Source organism: Nocardia sp. Root136 (assembly GCF_001427185.1).
In the GTDB taxonomy this organism is placed as follows: domain Bacteria; phylum Actinomycetota; class Actinomycetes; order Mycobacteriales; family Mycobacteriaceae; genus Nocardia; species Nocardia salmonicida.
Genome location: NZ_LMFE01000001.1, coordinates 1,482,918 through 1,500,410 on the forward strand (window position 1 = coordinate 1,482,918; position 17,493 = coordinate 1,500,410).

General features: G+C 66.1%; 20 protein-coding genes. 8 read left to right on the forward strand and 12 right to left on the reverse strand.

The window, feature by feature from the left end; all coding sequences use genetic code 11:
• Window positions 1–7: 7 nt before the first annotated feature.
• Both ASD42_RS06935 and ASD42_RS06940 read right to left on the reverse strand, forming a co-directional pair.
• Entirely contained in the window at window positions 8–616 is a 609-nt protein-coding gene (locus tag ASD42_RS06935; protein ID WP_056811666.1) for a DUF4126 domain-containing protein, read from the reverse strand.
• Window positions 617–692: 76 nt separating this feature from the next.
• Entirely contained in the window at window positions 693–1,622 is a 930-nt protein-coding gene (locus ASD42_RS06940; RefSeq protein WP_056811669.1) for an SDR family NAD(P)-dependent oxidoreductase, read from the reverse strand.
• Between the two features lie 205 nt (window positions 1,623–1,827).
• Here ASD42_RS06940 and ASD42_RS06945 point away from each other — a divergent pair, with 205 nt between their 5' ends.
• Complete coding sequence (locus ASD42_RS06945) at window positions 1,828–2,961, forward strand: protein kinase family protein (protein WP_235569333.1); 1,134 nt, start codon at window positions 1,828–1,830, stop codon at window positions 2,959–2,961.
• 132 nt (window positions 2,962–3,093) lie between these two features.
• Here the strand turns inward: ASD42_RS06945 and ASD42_RS06950 are convergent, their stop codons facing one another.
• A complete protein-coding gene (locus tag ASD42_RS06950; protein ID WP_156677395.1) occupies window positions 3,094–4,032 on the reverse strand; it encodes a PE-PGRS family protein in 939 nt (312 codons plus the stop codon).
• 321 nt (window positions 4,033–4,353) lie between these two features.
• Between ASD42_RS06950 and ASD42_RS35155 the strand changes: the two genes are divergently transcribed.
• Together ASD42_RS35155 and ASD42_RS06955 are read left to right on the forward strand one after the other, a co-directional pair.
• Window positions 4,354–4,422 carry a TetR family transcriptional regulator gene (locus ASD42_RS35155; protein ID WP_235569441.1) on the forward strand — a complete coding sequence of 23 codons (69 nt, stop codon included), beginning with the start codon at window positions 4,354–4,356 and terminating at the stop codon, window positions 4,420–4,422.
• Window position 4,423: 1 nt separating this feature from the next.
• Complete coding sequence (locus ASD42_RS06955; RefSeq protein WP_056811674.1) at window positions 4,424–4,741, forward strand: hypothetical protein; 318 nt, start codon at window positions 4,424–4,426, stop codon at window positions 4,739–4,741.
• 10 nt (window positions 4,742–4,751) lie between these two features.
• Here ASD42_RS06955 and ASD42_RS06960 read toward each other — a convergent pair whose 3' ends face one another.
• The 3 genes from ASD42_RS06960 to ASD42_RS06970 form a co-directional block, all read right to left on the reverse strand.
• A complete protein-coding gene (locus tag ASD42_RS06960) occupies window positions 4,752–5,432 on the reverse strand; it encodes an AIM24 family protein (protein ID WP_056811677.1) in 681 nt (226 codons plus the stop codon).
• A gap of 146 nt (window positions 5,433–5,578) precedes the next feature.
• Window positions 5,579–6,550, reverse strand: a complete 972-nt coding sequence (locus tag ASD42_RS06965) for a DUF6630 family protein (protein WP_131816602.1) — start codon at window positions 6,548–6,550, stop codon at window positions 5,579–5,581.
• 195 nt (window positions 6,551–6,745) lie between these two features.
• Window positions 6,746–7,105 carry a VOC family protein gene (locus ASD42_RS06970; RefSeq protein ID WP_056811683.1) on the reverse strand — a complete coding sequence of 120 codons (360 nt, stop codon included), beginning with the start codon at window positions 7,103–7,105 and terminating at the stop codon, window positions 6,746–6,748.
• A gap of 117 nt (window positions 7,106–7,222) precedes the next feature.
• Here ASD42_RS06970 and ASD42_RS06975 point away from each other — a divergent pair, with 117 nt between their 5' ends.
• On the forward strand, window positions 7,223–7,573 hold the full coding sequence (locus tag ASD42_RS06975; RefSeq protein WP_056811687.1) for an HNH endonuclease: 351 nt from the start codon (window positions 7,223–7,225) through the stop codon (window positions 7,571–7,573).
• Window positions 7,574–7,605: 32 nt separating this feature from the next.
• Here ASD42_RS06975 and ASD42_RS06980 read toward each other — a convergent pair whose 3' ends face one another.
• Window positions 7,606–8,658, reverse strand: coding sequence for a hypothetical protein (locus ASD42_RS06980; protein WP_056811690.1), 1,053 nt, complete (start codon window positions 8,656–8,658; stop codon window positions 7,606–7,608).
• 206 nt (window positions 8,659–8,864) lie between these two features.
• Between ASD42_RS06980 and ASD42_RS06985 the strand changes: the two genes are divergently transcribed.
• Together ASD42_RS06985 and ASD42_RS06990 are read left to right on the forward strand one after the other, a co-directional pair.
• Entirely contained in the window at window positions 8,865–9,470 is a 606-nt protein-coding gene (locus ASD42_RS06985) for a DUF6461 domain-containing protein (protein ID WP_056811694.1), read from the forward strand.
• 287 nt (window positions 9,471–9,757) lie between these two features.
• Window positions 9,758–10,819, forward strand: coding sequence for an NAD(P)H-dependent amine dehydrogenase family protein (locus tag ASD42_RS06990; protein WP_056811697.1), 1,062 nt, complete (start codon window positions 9,758–9,760; stop codon window positions 10,817–10,819).
• A gap of 29 nt (window positions 10,820–10,848) precedes the next feature.
• Here ASD42_RS06990 and ASD42_RS06995 read toward each other — a convergent pair whose 3' ends face one another.
• Window positions 10,849–11,535 (reverse strand): TetR/AcrR family transcriptional regulator C-terminal domain-containing protein, encoded by a 687-nt coding sequence (locus ASD42_RS06995; RefSeq protein ID WP_056811700.1) that lies wholly within the window; start codon window positions 11,533–11,535, stop codon window positions 10,849–10,851.
• 104 nt (window positions 11,536–11,639) lie between these two features.
• On the opposite strand from ASD42_RS06995, the gene ASD42_RS07000 reads away from it, so the two are divergent.
• The gene (locus ASD42_RS07000) at window positions 11,640–12,500 is read left to right on the forward strand and encodes a helix-turn-helix transcriptional regulator (RefSeq protein ID WP_056815659.1); all 861 of its coding nucleotides are present in this window, start codon (window positions 11,640–11,642) and stop codon (window positions 12,498–12,500) included.
• Window positions 12,501–12,616: 116 nt separating this feature from the next.
• Entirely contained in the window at window positions 12,617–13,381 is a 765-nt protein-coding gene (locus tag ASD42_RS07005) for a glucose 1-dehydrogenase (RefSeq protein WP_056811703.1), read from the forward strand.
• Window positions 13,382–13,426: 45 nt separating this feature from the next.
• On the opposite strand, the gene ASD42_RS07010 is transcribed toward ASD42_RS07005, so the two are convergent.
• Genes ASD42_RS07010 through ASD42_RS07025 form a run of 4 tightly spaced genes read right to left on the reverse strand, consistent with a single transcriptional unit; the run spans window position 13,427 to window position 17,450 of the window.
• A complete protein-coding gene (locus tag ASD42_RS07010; RefSeq protein ID WP_056811706.1) occupies window positions 13,427–14,224 on the reverse strand; it encodes an ABC transporter permease in 798 nt (265 codons plus the stop codon).
• A gap of 2 nt (window positions 14,225–14,226) precedes the next feature.
• Entirely contained in the window at window positions 14,227–15,123 is an 897-nt protein-coding gene (locus tag ASD42_RS07015; protein WP_056811708.1) for a 2-aminoethylphosphonate ABC transporter permease subunit, read from the reverse strand.
• 52 nt (window positions 15,124–15,175) lie between these two features.
• Window positions 15,176–16,375 carry an ABC transporter ATP-binding protein gene (locus ASD42_RS07020; RefSeq protein WP_056811711.1) on the reverse strand — a complete coding sequence of 400 codons (1,200 nt, stop codon included), beginning with the start codon at window positions 16,373–16,375 and terminating at the stop codon, window positions 15,176–15,178.
• A 28-nt stretch (window positions 16,376–16,403) separates the two neighbouring features.
• Window positions 16,404–17,450, reverse strand: coding sequence for a 2-aminoethylphosphonate ABC transporter substrate-binding protein (locus tag ASD42_RS07025; protein WP_056811714.1), 1,047 nt, complete (start codon window positions 17,448–17,450; stop codon window positions 16,404–16,406).
• Window positions 17,451–17,493 lie beyond the last annotated feature (43 nt).

A 17,493-nucleotide genomic window follows, 5' to 3' on the forward strand; every position in this document is an offset into this window, starting at 1 on the left:
CGCTGCGCTATTCGAGGGCCGGGTCGACGCCGCTGTTCCGCGCGGCTCGGCGTTCTCGTCTGCGTCGGAGATAGCGGCTGATTCGGCTGGCGCACAAGTAGACTACCGATAGGCCGATCACCAGTAGGACAGCCGCGATCACCGCGGCCAGCACCGGGAAGAACACCGCCAGGGTCAGGACACCGCCGACCGTGAAGTCCTCGGCGGTGCTCATCACGACATTGGTCACCGGTTCCGGGGAGGTATTGATCGCCATCCGGGTGCCCGCTTTGACGATATGACTGAGCAAGGCGGTGGTACCACCGACCGCCGCGGCGAACATGGTGGGTAGCGAATCGTCCTGCCCCGCAATCAGAGCCGAGACGATCGCGCCCGAAGCAGGCCGAACCACGGTATGCACCGCATCCCAGAACGAGTCGAGGTACGGAATCTTGTCCGCCACCGCCTCGATCACGAACAGCACACCGGCGGCGACGAGCACATCGGTGCGCTGCAACCCCGGTGGCACGTCACCAGCCCACCCGATCCGCCCGAACAACCCCAGCAGAAACACCACCGCGTACGCGTTGATCCCGCTGGCCCAGCCCGCGGTGAAGATCAGAGGGAGTACCGACACAAGCCCAGCGTAAGCCCGCCCACTGACACAACCTGTCAACCGCCGCCCCGTCGCGGCGGGCAGGACACAGGGCGGATCAGTGTGGGGACGGACGTACGAGCGGGTCGACGGCTGCGAGTGCGGAACTAGCGGTCCACAGCTCGGCGGCGGTATCGAGGTCGGCCATATGGGCGTGGGGCGTTTCCCGATGGGGTCGGCCACGGAGACCGAAGACCCTTGGCCCCCAGAGTTGCCCGCCGGTTATCCCGTCGTCCAGAACGGCTCGGACAACGGTTGTGGCGGCCGCGTGTTTGCCGTGCAGCGCGAGGCCGGCGGGGAGTCCGCGCAGGCGCTGGGCGGTGGTGCGGACGAACAGCGGTGGCCGCGACGGGGTGAGTGAGTCCAAGGCACCGCCGGGATGGACGACGATGCTGGCGGTGTCGGCACCGTGCGCGCGCAGGCGGCGATCCAGCTCGAACCCGAACAGCATTTGGGCCAGCTTCGATCGTCCGTAGCTGCGCTTGGGCCGATAGTCCCGCTCGGATTGCAGATCACCGAGATCGAGTCGCTCCGACCGTGCGGCGAAGCTGCCCACCGTGATCACCCGACTGTTCGCTGTCGCGGTCAGTATCGGCATCAGATGTGCGACCAGCGCGAAGTGCCCGAGATGGTTTGTGGCGAGCATCAATTCGTGCCCCTGAGCGCTGATGCGGCGTTCGGGACCAGACAGATGGGCCCCGGCATTGAGCAAGACCGCGTCCAGGCTGTCGACGTCGAGGGCGTCCACTGTCGCAGGCAGTGAGGACAGATCCGCCAGATCCATACGCACGCAACGCAATCGAGCATCGGGAACCCGGGCACGGATCGCCCGCACTGCGAGCTCGCCCTTGGCGGTGTCACGGCAGCCCAGCACCACGGTGGCACCGGTGGCCGCGAGTTGCTCGGCGGTGAAGTACCCGATGCCCGCGTTGGCGCCGGTAACCAGCATGGTCTTTCTCTCGGCCTGTCGGCCGTTGTGCCACGTCATGTCATCGACTCTTACTGCGGCTTCTTGCACCGCCCTTACACGCCACTGGCGCGCAGCTCGGACACCGACTCGGAGTACCTGCTCAGCCCCACCGCACCGGTTCTACGGATCTCCGAACAGCGACTTTTCCGGACGTTCGACAGGTCGATGATCGCGATAGGCTGACTGTCGATCGCGACTGCGACGGGGAGGGTTGATCGTGGTGATGCGCGGCAGCGAGGCGATGTCCCGCGACGCGGCGGCGACTCGTGACATGTCGCTCCCGAAGCGCCTGCGCGTTCACGGCGCCGTCTCCACCGCTCTGGCACTGCACAGCGATCATGCGTTGCGCGAGCTCGTGGATGCGGCCGAGCCGATCGGTGCCGGTATCGGCGGAAAATCAGCGCTACTGGAGATCGCGGGAACTCCGGTTTTCGTGAAGCGAGTGCCCCTCTCCGACCTGGAACGGCAGCCGGAACACGTCCGGTCCACGGCGAACCTGTTCGATGTGCCGCTGTTCTACCACTACGGCGTCGGCCTCATCGGCGGAGCGGGCTTCGGAGCCTGGCGCGAGCTCGCGGTGCACACCATGACGACGAATTGGGTGCTCGCCGCCGAACACGAGGGCTTCCCGCTGATGTACCACTGGCGGGTGCTCCCGGACACGACGCCGCTGCCTGCCGAGCTCGCCGACATCGATCGCACCGTCGCCTACTGGGACGACCGACCCGAGGTACGACACCGGATCGAGGCCCTGCGTGACTCTTCGGCGAGCATCGCGCTGTTCCTGGAGTACATCCCGACCACCCTGCACGACTGGCTGAACACCCAGATCGAGGCGGCCGACGAGGCCACCGACCGGGCCTGCGCCATGGTGGAGCGGGAACTGGCCGCGGGCACCGCGTTCATGAACAGCCGTGGGCTCCTGCACCTGGACGCGCACTTCCAGAACATCCTGACCGACGGTCGACGCCTCTACTTCGCCGACTACGGCCTCGCACTCTCCTCCGGGTTCGACCTCTCACCGCAGGAAGCCGCGTTCTTCGACCAGAACCAGAGCTATGACCACGGTTTCACCGCCACCTACCTGACGAACTGGCTGATCACCGCCCTGTACGGGCTCCGACGGGAAGACCGGGAGACACGCGCCACGATGGTGCGCGCCATCGCCGAGGGCAAGCCTCCCCATGGCATCGCCGAGGGAGCCGCCGCGCTCCTCACCCGGCATGCGCCGGTCGCCACGGCGATGTCCGCGTTCATGCGTGCGTTCCAGCAGGCGAGCCGAAGCACCCCGTATCCGGACGAGGAAATCCGCCGCCTGCTGGACGACCAGGCCGGGGTGTTCGTTCAGCCGACGTGACGAACCCGGAAGCGGGTGGGCTCGGCGAGATACCCGGCCGACGACCTGGACGGGCTGCGGTCTGCGGGCGGCATGGGTGGATATTCGGTGTGACTGCAATGCAGCGATGGGACATTGGCGATGCTGGTGCGGTCAGATCAGCTCTGGCGGAAGTGCCAACGACGGGACGAGTGTTGCCAAGTCGACCAGCTCGATATGTCGGCCGTGCACACGAGCGAAATCCGCGACGGTGAAATCGGTTGCAGGTCCGAAGCGTTGCTCGAACCGGGCTCTGGTGTGCGGAGACGATCGGCCGAGCGCCCATGCGATCGTCGACTTGGATGCCGTAAGAAACCTGACAGGCAGCGCACCGACCACGAAAAGCTGGGCACGCCGACCGCTTTCATCGAGCGCCAAATGAACCAAGTCGGAGACGACACCTCGCTTGCGCATGGTGTCGGCACCCTTCCACTGTGCGACTTTGAACTCGGCGATCCGACGATCTGTTTCCAGATCGAACGGTCGCGACGGATCATTTCCCGCTCCTAGAGAGGGCCGTCGGCTGACAACCTCTCCTTCTTCCAAGATGGCGGGTAGCACACGCGCGATGACGGTCGCATGAATGACGTCGTTGAGGCGCCCGACGCGTGCGCGCACAGCCAGCGCGGCGTCGAGGAGGTCGTCGCTGAATCCGTACCTGGCGATCACCTCACGACTCGCTGCAGATCCAGCATGCTGGAAATCAGCCTCCGCGGCGGCGAGGTGCGCTGTCAGATCGTGCTCGGTGAGAAACCGCGACAACGTCGCGAATGATTCAGCCAATCCATCGACGCCACCGGATCCGCCGGAGGCTTCGGCCGTGTCAGCATCTGCCCGCGGCGGCGTGTAGACGCTGGTGGACAGCCCCAATCGACGCAACTCGGCGAGGGCACGATGCGATGTAAACGCCGAGCGCGGCAATCCGGTGATCAGCTGATACACCTGCTTAGGTGGATAGCGCTTGTTCGCGACAACCACCCAATGCTCGCGGATCGGCTCAGGTTCAACGCTTCTGATCGCTTCGAACACCAAAGGCTCGATCGCTTCTACCATTCCCGAGAGGTTTCACCACCACAGGCGGGCACGGCAACCATTGACGTTGGATTGCTCGCGCCAGACGCACAACCAGAGCCGGGCGTGCGCGCCGAACAGGGTCTCACTCGGTCCCAACCGGGGAAGGTTTCCGCGTGCGCGTCGTCCTTCGTTCAACGGACGAGATAACGCATACGCTGTGCTGCGGCTCAATGGTGTGAACGTAAGGATCAAGAGCGTGCCTCCGCCCCTCGTAGTCGCCGTCTGCCCACGCAGGATCGAGCCAAAGCGACGCGGAACCAGATCCTCGACGCCGCGGCGGACCTGTTCGGAGAGCGCGGGATCACCGAGACCTCGACCAATCGGATCGCGGCGGCGGCGGGAGTCAGTATCGGTACCGTGTACCCCTGATGTGCTGGTCGCCAACGCGGGGCTGGTGCGGGCGCTGATCGCGGGCGTGCAGTTCTACAGCAGCGGCCTGCCCGAGTTCGAGCCGCGCCTGCGGCTGATGATCAAGATGCTGGTCATCCAGATCCTCGGTGCCGGTGACGACCACAAATACGACGTGATGGCCTCGGTTGTGGTCAATACCGGATTCGCCGCGGTGCTGCGCGCCTCGGCTCTCGATGTCGACGGCCGCGAGCACCGTGAACTCATCGCGGCCACCGCTGAGATGGTCGCGATCTGGTTCGGGGAGCACCGGGTCCCCGACCGTGATCTCACCTGGTAGCGCGGTGTGGCTACTTCGAGCTTGTCGGCCCGAAGTTGAATTCCGAGGGTTGGAGAATGACGAACCCCTCGCCGACGAATCGCACCTGCGCTACCTCGCCCGACCCGCCGCGCAGCATCGATCCGAAACTCTGGGTGCGCACGATGGAGGTCTGCAGGCCCGAGGACCAGCCGATCAGGGCATCGGAATCGGCGAACACCGGTTGCTGGTGGCTGACGGGCACAACGATCGGCTGACCGTGGCTCGTGATCGCCAGCCGACCCTGCCCCTGGAACACACAGTTGAACAGACCGCCGCCGACGAAAGCACCGGCGCCGGACACCATCTGGATGTCATAGCCGAGGGTGGGCTCGTAGACGAGGATGTGTTTGCCGTTGATCGAGAGTGAATCCCCGGGATCGAGGTCGATCAGAAAGCAATCCGAGGCATGGTGGGCGAACCAGACCTCGCCCTGCCCACGGCAGCTCATCAACGGCACCCCCTCCCCCGTCGCGAACCGCTTGACCAGGTTGCCCAGACCCTGACTCTTGACCTCGAACGCGAACTGCCCGCGGTAGCCGATCATGGCGCCCTGGCGGGCATAGACCTCGCCGTTGACACACGCCTTCACACACTTCGAGTGCTGCAGCGTGAGGCCGAGCTGAGTGGCCTGCTGGGCCATATTGTTCGCGTGGAAGATATCGCTACGCATACGGGTCGGTGCTCCTGAAAAATTGCGGGCGAAGCCTGTTCGGACCCGGGACTTGTGCTCAGTCCTCTACTGCCGAGCGCCAACCCACGATACCGACCCTCCGGATCGGTGACCACAGGTGGACAATCGGCCTCGCCAACGAGCGATCAAGTCGGGCCGTTGATTTCGGACCTGCCGGATGGCCGGTTCGGCCAGTGCGCGCCCGGCTCCACTGTGCCGTAGATGACGATCTCCGCATCGGCCGACGCGGCGAGCTCGATGAACTGCTCGAGCTTGTTCGAAGGCAGGAACCCGAGCACCAGTCCGTTCTTGCCGGTGACGACACCGATCAACGCGGTGCCGACCGTACGGCAGTGATCGGCCGACAACCGAAGGTAGGTCTGGAGATCGGTCTCGGTCTTGCAGATATCGCCGTCGTACCAGTCCCAGGTCAGCCCTTCCGGACAGGTGGGTAGCAGCGCAAGCCGACTGCGAATCGCGTAGGGATCGGCGACTTCGCGATCGAAGTAGACCAAGCCACCGTCACAGCCGTCGAACAAGACCTCGATCAGTGCGTCTTCCGGATCGAAGGCCGACCACGACGCATTCTCGAGGACGTATTCCAATCTGCCACAAGCTTTCTCGGCGTCGGGTGCAATGAGCTCGACAAGGTCGAAAAGCGCCGCGCGTTGTGTCGCCGCAACGTGCGCACTGGAGAACCTGTCGAGGGGCCGAGGCAGGAAGTCGATGACCACTACATAGTCTCGGCCGTAACCGTCGAGATCATCGGATAGCCAGCTTTCATCGGTCCGGATCCGATGAAATCTGAACGTGCCGTTGGTTTCGTTGGTCGCAACGATGCATCGCAGCGGAATCGGCGAACTCAATTCACCGGCCAGCCGCCCGACCTCCCGAGCGAGTGCGATCCCTTGCCGAAGGAGGGTCCGCTGCGCGTCGACACCTAGGATCGGCCCCTCGTCGTACGTACTCGCAACGGGCACAAAATCTTCCAGGTGGAAGACAGTTTGGAGACATTCCCACCCGGTGAGGTCGAAGTGACGCCCTGGTGCGTCATCAGCGTGCACGGGAACCGGGGCCCAGCACACCACCTCGCCGCAGCTTCCGATCCCGCCGTCCACCCATCTCCGCAAGCCGGACGCCAAGCCTTCTTCTGGATCCAGGCCACCGAAGCCATCCCGCAGACCGAGTAGTTTCGTCGCTCGGTCGTTCATCGTCACCGTAAACACGATCAAAGCTACCGCTCGAACCGGCCCACCACGGTGACCGCGAGGCTAGGTATCCGGCGTGGGATTTGTCTCTGGCCGCAGCTCGACTCAGGGGGCGGCAATTTCGATGATAAAGATCGAGTTGCCGTCCGGATCGGTGAAGGGTGCTTTCCTGCCCGCCGCGCCGCCGGGCCCGACGAGGATGAAGGGTCCGGGATCGAGATCTCGCGAGGCGATTTCGGCAACGGCGTCGTTCAGGTCGGACACGGCGATGTTCACCAGAGCCTGACCGGCGTGCTCGGGATCGACCACGATGTAAAGGAAGGCGGTGTCGTTCAGCTGCCACATCGCCTCGGCTCCCGGCACCACCGCGAAGTCGGCCACACGCCCGAACAAGCGGCTGTACCAGCTGTCTGCCGCCGCGAAATCGGTCACGGCCAAGCCGAAGAACAACGAGTTGATATCCATACCTGTATGGACTACTCGATATCGGCGAATTCATCGCTGACCTCGGCTCGAGAATCCAGACGTTTCGTTTGCCCAGGGTGATCACTTCGACCATCGCGACGCGTATTGTCTCCTTTCGTGCCGACTGGCGGTAGCAAACAGGTTCGTGCCGCGCGCAAGCGCAAGAAGCGGATGGCGCAGGTCATCCACGACCTCACCGATGCGCAGTGGGACGCACTCAAGGCCTCGTGGGGCGGGTGTGCGTACTGTCGCTCCCCCGCTACCTCGCTGCAGAAGGACTGCGTGCGGGCCATCTCGCGTGGCGGTCGCTACACGCTCGGCAACGTCGTGCCCGCGTGTGGGTCGTGCAACGCCAGCAAGTGCAACGCGGAAGTGACCAGCTGGCTGCGACGCAAGAAGCTCGACGAACGCTCGTTCCTCGTGCGCCACTACGAGATCGCGACCGAGCTCACTACGCGGTTCGCCTAGAGCGTGAGTACGAGTTCGCGGCAGTGGCAACGTCAGTAGTTGAAGTCCGGCGCGTCGATGGGAACGACTGGCGGCCAAGGGTTGTGGTGTAGGTCGCGTTCGTGGATGGGAGTCCCGTGGAACCATCCGTGGGTGCGGTCGGCGGGAGTGGTCTCGTGGTCGTCGATGTAGTCCAGATGTAGCCAGGACCATTGCTGGTGGGCCGGGCAGGGGCCGGTGCGTAGGCCGGGGTCGGTTACTACGTCGGATTCGACAAGGACGTCGAGGTGGTAGGCCGCGGAGAACCACCGCGCGGTGTCACGTTCGGCAGGTCGGGAGTCGCGATGCCAGGTAGTACTCACTGCGCGGTCGTCGCCGAGTCCGCCGGCGCCGATCGAGCGAGCGGCCAGGCGACGGACGACCGGAGCGGATTCGGTCAGGTCCGCGCACACACCCTGGGTGACAAGCGAATTGGCGTAGTGGCCGGGTCCGTTCACCGAGATCATCACCCCGCCTGGAATCCGGCGGTCGTGATGTCGGCGCAGGTGGGCACCGGTGTGGAATAGCTGCACACTGCCTTTGAACAGCCGCAGGACACCGTCACGCCCGCGCAGCGGGAGGGCCTCGGTGTAGATCACGTCGGGGCGGATGGGCGCCAGTTCGGTGAGATACAGGGAGGCCAGATCGGTACACAGCCGGGCGAATTCGGGGCCGGGTCGGGCATGGGCGAGGCGGCGGCTGTTGAAAATTACGAGGAAGGCACTGCTTTCCCCGCGCGCGGCGCGTTCCTTCCAGCTCTGTCGGTCCGCGGCGACCGCGGCGGCGACCGCGTGTGGTCCGGCCGCGAGCACCTCCTCATCGATCCAGCACAGATTCATCGCCAGCCCGTGCGCGGGTGTGCCGGACTTCGTAGCCATCCGGCCGAAGATGCACGGCTGGTGTCGTGCGACCCACGCGAGGAACGCCTCGCGTTTCGTGTCCACACCGGCGTCGGACAGCAGAACCTCATGGGCAGTGTCGATGTCGGGACCGAATGACGTCCCGGTGGGGTATTGAGGGAGTTCGGACAGCGCGTCGAGCGAGATACCAGCCGGAATCGGTGTCATCGTTGCCTCGGTGTCGGGGGCGATGAAGCTCTGGACCGCGCAAGTCTGCCCTGCGGACTTGCCGATCGCACGCCGCCACTCCGGGCGCGAGGGCGGTGGCGCTCAGGCCTCGGCCATAGATGTCGGTAGCCCCTGGCAGTGTCAGCCGCTGTGACTGCATCAGCGGATGACGGCACCTGGTTCCAGGATCATGGACTGGGGGCCTCGTGAACACCACGACCGGTGGCCTCGGGTGGATGTACGGCAGGGATCTGCCGCTGCTCAGCCTCACCTTCGCGCGTCAGATCAACGCCCAGGAGCTATTGGAGCGAATGGGCGTCGACAAAAACACCGTGGCGGCGCGCCAGCCGGATGACTTCCACTACGAGTTGGGCGGCCTTCTCTACGAATCCGACGGATATGTGGTCAGTGCAGGGCATTACCGAAGCTGGGCCTGGGCGTGGGAGCACGGTAGCTGGAAAGTCATCGAAGACCGCGGCCTCGTCCTGCGCGCCTCTATCGGAACCGCGGCACTGGTGCTGTACACCGGCGGGAAACCAGGGGCGGTGTTCCGGTACGCCGAAGACGGTCGCCTCATCACCGGACTCGACACCACGGACAGCAGCCTCGCAAGGACAGGCAGCAACCCGCACCGCTTCGACACCGAGATCCAGGCACTCGGCGCCCGACCCGAAGAATACGAATACGGCCCCTGGGGGTCACGCGGAATGTTCTACAGGCTTGCAGAGAGTCTCGGCGTCGGCATCCCGGAGTACGACCTCACCAACCGTCCCGTCCTCAGCGGCCGACTCCTGCCCCCAGCCTCACGGTAGCTGCCGCCCAGGCCGTGCCGTGGGTGACGTCGGCGCTGGTGACAGCGAAGGCGGCCACCTCGGGGAGGCGGGCGAAGGGTCGGCTGTGGTGATCTCACCCTATTATTCTCTGTTCGGGAAAAAATTATGTCGAAAGCGCGCACGGCGGGTGCGCGGGGTGCGAGTATGGGCCTTACAAGCAGCGACATATGAAGGGGTAGAACGACATTCGTCCTACCTCGCGGTCCGGTGCGCGGCAATCGGCCGGGCCCGGACAACGCGCGCGCTGAACACTGAATGAGGTTCCGATGTCATCGACCAAGTATCGGGTTGTCCAGTGGACGACCGGCAACGTCGGGAAGAGTTCCGCCCGGGCGCTTGCCGCGCATCCCGAGTTCGAACTGGTGGGTTGTTTCGCCTGGGCGGGAAGCAAGATCGGCAGCGATGTCGGCGAGCTGCTAGGTGGTGATCCGATCGGCATCCTGGCCACCGATGACGCCGACGCGCTACTGGCGCTGAAACCTGATTGTGTGGTCTACAACCCGATGTGGTTCGACGTCGACGAGGTGGTCCGCATCCTGTCCGCGGGCGTGAATGTCGTGACCACGGCATCGTTCATCACCGGCCACAATCTCGGCGTTGACCGCGCGGAGATCGACGAGGCTTGCCGCCAGGGTGGGTCGAGCATCTTCGGTTCCGGGGTGAGCCCCGGCTTCGCCGAGTTGCTCGCCATCGTGGCGGGCAGTGCCTGCGACCGCATCGACAAGGTCACCATCGCCGAGTCCGCTGACACCACCTTCTACGACTCCCCGGCCACCGAGCGACCGGTGGGCTTCGGCACGCCGATCGATGACCCGAAGCTGGCGGGCATGGCCGCGCGGGGCACGGCCATCTTCGCCGAGGCCGTCCGTTTGGTCGGCGATGCCCTCGGGCTCGAACTCGACGACGTCCGGTGCGTGGCCGAATATGCCCAGACCACAGCGGATCTGGATCTCGGGTCCTGGACGATCCGGAAGGGCTGCGTCGCCGGTGTGCACGCGAGCTGGCAGGGCCGGATCGGGGACCGGACGGTCATCGACATCAATGTCCGCTGGCGTAAGGGGCAGACCCTGGATCCGGATTGGAAGCTGGACGGGGACGGCTGGAAGATCACGGTCGACGGACGACCCACGGTGAACATGACCGTCGGGTTCCTCCCGCCGCCGGACTTCCAGGCCGAAACCATCGCGGACTTCATGGTGCTCGGACACATCATGACCGCGATGCCCCCCGTGCACGCGATCCCGGCGGTGGTTGCCGCCGCACCGGGCATTCTCACCTATACCGATCTGCCGCTGATCATGCCGCGCGGCGTCGTCCGGCCGGGTTGAAGCCCTCGATCACACTCGGAAGCCGGGGGTCACCGACTTCGCAGCTCTTCCAGGCCGACCAGGAGCACGGTCAACGCGAACTCGAGCTGATCACCGGCCGGTCCACCCGCGACCACTTCGCGGAGCAGAGGGAGTTCCTCCTCGCCCGCGGCCTGCAAGGCGCTGATCACCCCGGGCACGTCGGGATGCACCGGGTCCTTCGCCGCCCGCACGGCGCTCAGACCTGCGGAGAAGGCCGTGTCGGTGATCAGGGTGAGTCCGCGACCCGCATCGTCGGTCGAGAAGCCCGCACCGACAAGCGCACGGAGCACACACTCCACGGGCCGCAGCGTGCCGAGTCCGTTGTCGCCCGGCAGCCGGATGGAGGTTGCCAGGGGGCCGAGCCGGACGACCGCGTCACGCAGCGCCATCGCATACGAGCGGACCACCGCTTGCCAGTCGCGGCCGACCGGCAGCGTGACCCGGGCCAATTCGGTTTCGAAGACGTCCAACGCCACCAGCTCGCGCAAACCCTCTCGATCTCCCACGTGGTAATTCAGGGCTTTGGGATCGACGCCGAGCACATCCGCGACGGCCTGCATCGTCAACGCTTCCGGGGCGAGTTCCCTGGCGGCACAGGTGATCAGTTCCCTGCTGATCCGGGCCGGACGGCCTCGCCGTCGCCGTTTGCCCGCGCCGTCGACCGCCTCGGGCGTCCCGGACGCTTCCCCACTCACCGTCCCAGCCTATTGCCCGACAGATGCTCGGCGACTGCCGGGATCGTGCCGCGAGCGATGGGTACCACCTGGATACCGGGATCGCTATCGGCGACGATCGGGAGATGAGCGAAGTGGTCGACACGCGCTCGGTGCGTACCGAACGCCGAGCCCAACTCAGTGCGTTCCTTAAATCACGTCGCGCCGAGATCACCCCGGGTGATGTGGGCCTGGTGCCGGGCTCGCGTCGGCGCACGCCCGGTCTGCGCCGCGAAGAAGTGGCGCAGCTGTCGGGGGTCGGGGTCTCTTGGTACACGTGGCTCGAGCAGGGGCGGGAGATCACGGTGTCGGGTGAGGTGCTCGACGCGGTGGCGGGGGTGTTGCGGTTGAGTGAGCCGGAGCGGCGGCATCTGTATCTGCTCGCGGGGCTCAATCCGCCGCCTGCGTGTGGGTCGGCGACCGAGGTGAGTGTGGAGGTGCGGGCGGTGGTCGATGGGTGGGATCGGGGGCCTGCCATCGTGCGTGATCGGTACTGGAACATCTTGGCGTTCAACATGCTCGCGGGGCGCGTGTTCGGCTGTGCGGACGGCGAACCGCACAATTGTCTGGTCACGTTCTTCACCAGTCCCCGGTACCGGGGACTGCCCGAACTGTGGGCCGAAGCCGCTCCCGGCGTGGTCGCCGCCTATCGCGCGGATGCGGCGCTGGTTCCGCACGACAGCGAATTCCAGCGTGTCGCACACGAACTCGCTGCTGCCGAGCCCGAGTTCGCCGAACTCTGGGAACGCCACGAGGTCGGCGCGCCGCTCCAAGCGGTGAACGCGCTGCATCACCCCGAAGTCGGTGATCTCTACTTCGATGCCACCACGCTCACCGTCGCCGACCACCCGAACTGGTCATTGGTGCTCTACAACCCGAAACCGAATACCGATACGGCAGAACGTTTGGCCGGACTCCCGCGACTGCGCCTCTCCGAATCGGCGTGACCGTCTGCCATGCGCGAGCCTGCGGTTCACTTAGGGGTCGGGGCGGATCCTGGTGGTGATACACCCCTGATAACTGCGCACTGTCTATTCGCTCGACCACCGCCCACGCTGAATCCATGACGCACAACGGTTCTCGATTCGATGGCAAGACCGCGCTGATCACCGGCGGAAGTAGTGGGATGGGGTTGGCTACCGCGCATCGGTTGATCGCGGAGGGGGCCCGCGTCGTGGTTACCGGGCGGGACGAGAAACGCCTCGATGCGGCCGTCGCCGAGCTCGGTGGTCAGGCGCACGGAATCGCGGGTGACGCGACCGATCTCGGCGAGCTCGATACTCTCGCGGCGGCTGTTTCCGACCGTTTCGGACACGTGGATCTGCTGTTCGCCAACGCGGGCATCGGCTCGTTCCAGCCGATCGACCAGGTCACCGGCGCGCTCTTCGATGAGGTGATCGGCAGCAACCTCAAAGGCGCCTTCTTCACCATCCAGAAGGTCTTGCCGCTGCTTCCCGACCATGCCGCGATCATCATCAACGCGTCCTTCGGGCTCCATCGGGGCGTCCCCGGGGCTGCCCTCTACTCGGCGAGCAAGGCCGCTGTCCACAACCTGACCCGCACTCTCGCAGCCGAATTGGCGCCCCGTCGCATCCGGGTGAACTCGGTCAGCCCCGGCTACATCGACACCCCGGCCTTCCGCGCCGAGCTCTCCGACGCCGCCAAGGCCGGAGTCGCCGCGCTGTCACCTGCGGGCCGAGTGGGCACCTCCGAGGATGTGGCGGCCGCCGTCGCCTTCCTGGCGTCAGCGGATGCCGCGTTCGTCAACGGGCACGATCTCCGAGTCGACGGCGGACTCACCGCGGTCGATGCCGCGGCACTGCTGTGAACGAATCCGAGGCTGGTCCGGATCGGAGGGGCCCGCCTGGCCCGATCAGCGCAGGGCGGCGCGACCGCGTACTCGACCGAGGACGACCAGCACTACCAAGGTGACCACGACGAGGACGGTGGTGCCTGCCGCGGCGTCGAACACTTCACCGCGATCGGTTTGGGCGAAGATGCTGACCGGCAACGTCTTCCAGGTGGCGGGGTAGACCATGATCGTGGCTCCGAGTTCGCCCATCGACAGTGCGACGGCCAAGCCCGCAGCGGCGCCGAGCGCGGGCAACAGCAGCGGCAGGGTGATCTGGCACAGGACTCGGACCGGTCCGGCGCCGAGGGATTCGGCGGCCTGGCGGTAGGCCGGATCGAGGCGGTCGAGGGCGGCGGAGACCGCGCTGAAGGCGTAGGCCAGGACCAGCACCGTGTGGGCGACGATGACGATCCACTTGGTGCCCCCGAGCAGTAGCGGGCGTTCGTTGAAAGCGATGAGTACGCCGAGACCGACCGCTACCGAGGGGACGGCAACGGGAAGGTGGAAAACAGCGTCGGTCAGGCGGCGCAACCAGGAGGGCGCTTCGCGCGAAGCGAGGGCTGCCCAGGTGCCGAGGACGAGGGAGATCGCGCCGGCGAGCAAGGCGGTTTGCAGGCTCACCGAGAGGCTGGCCGCCTGCTCGCCGCTGAGCGCGTTGCCGATATTGGTGAAGCCGAGGTCGGAAGGAAGCGGGCCGGTCCAGCTGCCGGCCAAGGCCGCAGCGATCACCGTGGCGATCGGGGCTACGAAGACCACCACCACGACCAGCGCGAAAACACCGAGTACCAGCGTTTTTCCGCGCGGAGTCCAGACGAGCACGATCAGTCCCCCTTCGGGCGGGCGATGAAACGGGCGAACACGAACCGGTAGACGAGGTAGAGGCTCAGCGAGAGCAGCACCTGCACCGAGGCCAGGACCGCCGCGCCGGGCAGGTCGAAGGTGACGATGCCGCGGGTGTAGATCAGCGCGGGCAGGGTGATGACGCCCTTCGCACCGGTGAACAACACGATGCCGAACTCGTTGAGCGTGAGCAGCAGCACCAGGCTGCCGCCCGCCGCGAGCGCGGGCCACGCTTCGGGCAGCACCACCTGACGCAGCACCCGCCACGGTGAAGCTCCGAGACTCGCCGCCACATCGAGTTGTTCGCGTGGCATCTGCGCGAACGCGGCCAGAACGGGACGCACCACGAAGGGGGTGAAGTAGGTGATCTCGGCCAGGATCACGCCCAGCGGGGTGGTGAGGAAGTCGATGACCGGTGTGGTGGCGCCGGTCAATTCGGAGATCAGGGCGTTGACCGCGCCCGCTGTGCCGTAGAGGAACGTGAAGGCGAGGGTGATCAGGAACGACGGCAGCGTCAGGATCGTGTCGATCAGTCGGCCGACCAGTCCGGAGCCGGGGAACGGCACGAACGCGAGCACAACCGCCAGGAACGTACCCAACACCAGGCAGCCCGCGGTGGCACAGACCGCGATGGAGACGGTGCGCCACAACGCTTCCCGGAACGCCTCCGATCCGAGCACCGAGGTCCATACCTCGGTGCCACGCCCGGTCGGGGTCTGCGTCGATTCGGTGAGCACCCGCAGAATCGGATAACCCGCGATTCCGAGCACCACCAGCACGGGCGGCAACGTCCACAGAATCGGCAACCACGACCTGCGTGGTGTGGAGTCCTTCACTGGCGGAGAAACTTCCGGATGATCGAGAAGAGCCGCGCTCACCGCAGTACTCCCCTGGTATCGAGAGAGCCGCTGAGTGCTGGAACCCGCGCGTTCACAGCGTGCTCTCCTTGTCTGAACCGCTTACCTCAGTGGAACTCTCACCGATCGCGCGCGGAATCAGAACGCCCGCCGGGTCCGGCAACCGCACACCGACAACGGATCCGACTTCGGTGGTGAAGTGGCCCGGCACGTCGGCGGCGATGTCGCCGGGAAGTCCGTCGACGGACAGTTCCACGCGAGTCGACGCCCCACGCCAGACCGCGGTGAGCACGGTGGCGCGCAGGGCGTCCCGCTCGCCGGGCTTGCCGAGGGTGATCGTGTGCGGGCGGACGCAGAGCAGGGCGTCGTCGCCGGAGGCCCAATCCGCTAGTGCCACGCCGGGTTGTGGCGCCTGCGCCCGCAGCGTGTTGGTTCCCGCGGTGACCAGGGCGGCGGTGCCGCTGACGTGGTCGACCGTGCAGGGCACCAGGTTCGCGCCGCCGAGGAAAGCGGCGGTGAAGTCGGTGGGTGGGCGCTGCCACAGGTTTTCGGCGGTGTCGATGTCGACGAGCCGGGAATCGCGCATCACCGCGATCCGATCCGCCAGCGCCAGCGCCTCGGCCTGATCGTGGGTCACATAGAGCATCGCGGTGTCGGGCAAGGCTTTTCGCAGTGTCTGCAGCTCACCGAGCATCGAATGGCGCAGTTGCGCGTCGAGCGCGGCGAGCGGCTCGTCGAGCAGCAGCACGCTGGGCTTGATGGCCAGCGCGCGGGCGATCGCCACTCGCTGCTGCTGACCGCCGGACAATTCGCGCGGGAGTCGCTGCGCGTAGCCGGCCATGCCGACCATGTCGAGCGCTTCGGCGACGCGTGTGGAGATCTCGGCACGCGGCACCCGATGCGATTTCAAGCCGAACGCGACATTGCTGTGCACGTTCATGTGCGGGAACAGCGCGTAAGACTGCACGACGACACCGATCCCACGCTTGGCGGGCGAGAGATCGGTGACGTCGCGGCCCCCCAGGCGGACCGCGCCCGAGGTGGGCCGGACGAAACCGGCCAGCGCCTTGAGCGCGGTCGACTTGCCCGACCCGCTCGGGCCGAGGAGCGCGACGGTCTCGCCGACGGCGACGCGCAGGGTGAAATCGGCCAGCGCGACGGCGGCCTTGCGGCCCCTGCCGTAGCTGACCCCGACCCGGTCGAACACGATCGCGGGTTCGTTGGTTGCCGCCACCGGGGTGGCGGATTTCATCTGGAGGTCACCGTCGGACATCGTCAACTCCCTTGGATCACAGCCGCATTCAGCTGCCGGTTGCCTTCTGGTACGCCGCGACATCGGCGTCCAGCTCGGTGAGCACCTTGTTCCAGTCGACCGGAACCACCTCGACACCCGTCAACGCGGCGGCGGGACCACCATCGGCCGGGGCGGGCACATCGGTGCGGGGCGACACGGCGAAAGCCTCGGGGCCGAGCTTCGCCTGCGCGGCAGGGGCCATCAGGAAGCTCATCAGCTTGGTGGCATCGTCCTTGTGCGGGGCGCCCTTGGCCAGACCCATCATGTACGGGACAGCCACGGTGGACCGCTTGCCGCCGGCAGCCGGGAAGAAGACGTTGAACTTGGAGCCTTTCTCCTTCACGGTGGTCAGGTTCATCTGCACGTCACCGTTGGCGATGAGCAGCTCACCCTTGTCGACCTTGGCCTGCAGCTTGCCGGTCGAGGACGACGGGCCGACATTGTTGGCCTGCAGCGCGGTCAGATAATCGAGGGCGCCTTGCTTGCCCCGCAGCTGCTGCAACAGCACCAGCACCGCGGTGCCGTCACCGGCCTGGCCCGGTGTGGAGTACTGCAGCTTGCCCTTGAACTCCGGCTTCAGCAGGTCTTCCCAGGTCAGTGCCGAGGCGTCGACCGCGGGGTTGGCGATGAAGCACAGAAAGTTGTTCGCCAGGGTCACGTAGCTGCCCTCGGCGTCCTTGGCCGCGGCCGGAACAGCGGCGGTGTCGATGCCGCTGGGCTGCAGCAGACCCGACTGCTTGGCCTTCTGGATGAACGGCGGCAGGGTGACGACGACGTCGGCCTGCGGATTGGACTGCTCCTTGTCGACCCGGTTCACCACCTCGCCGGAACCCGCCTCCACCAGGTTGACCGCGATGCCGGTCTCCTTGGTGAACGCGTCGAACTGGGACTTGTACCAGCCGCCGACACCGTCGGCGGAGTACACGGTGACGGTCTTGCCGTCCGCGGATTCGGTACCGGTGCCACCGCAGGCGCCGGTGAACGCGACGGCGGTGACGCCGACCAGCAGCAGCGCGGCCTTGGACAGGCGGCGCGCGGTGAGTGGAGTACGCACGATTACAGCAACTTTCGTTCAGATGTCGGGGGAATCGCAGGGA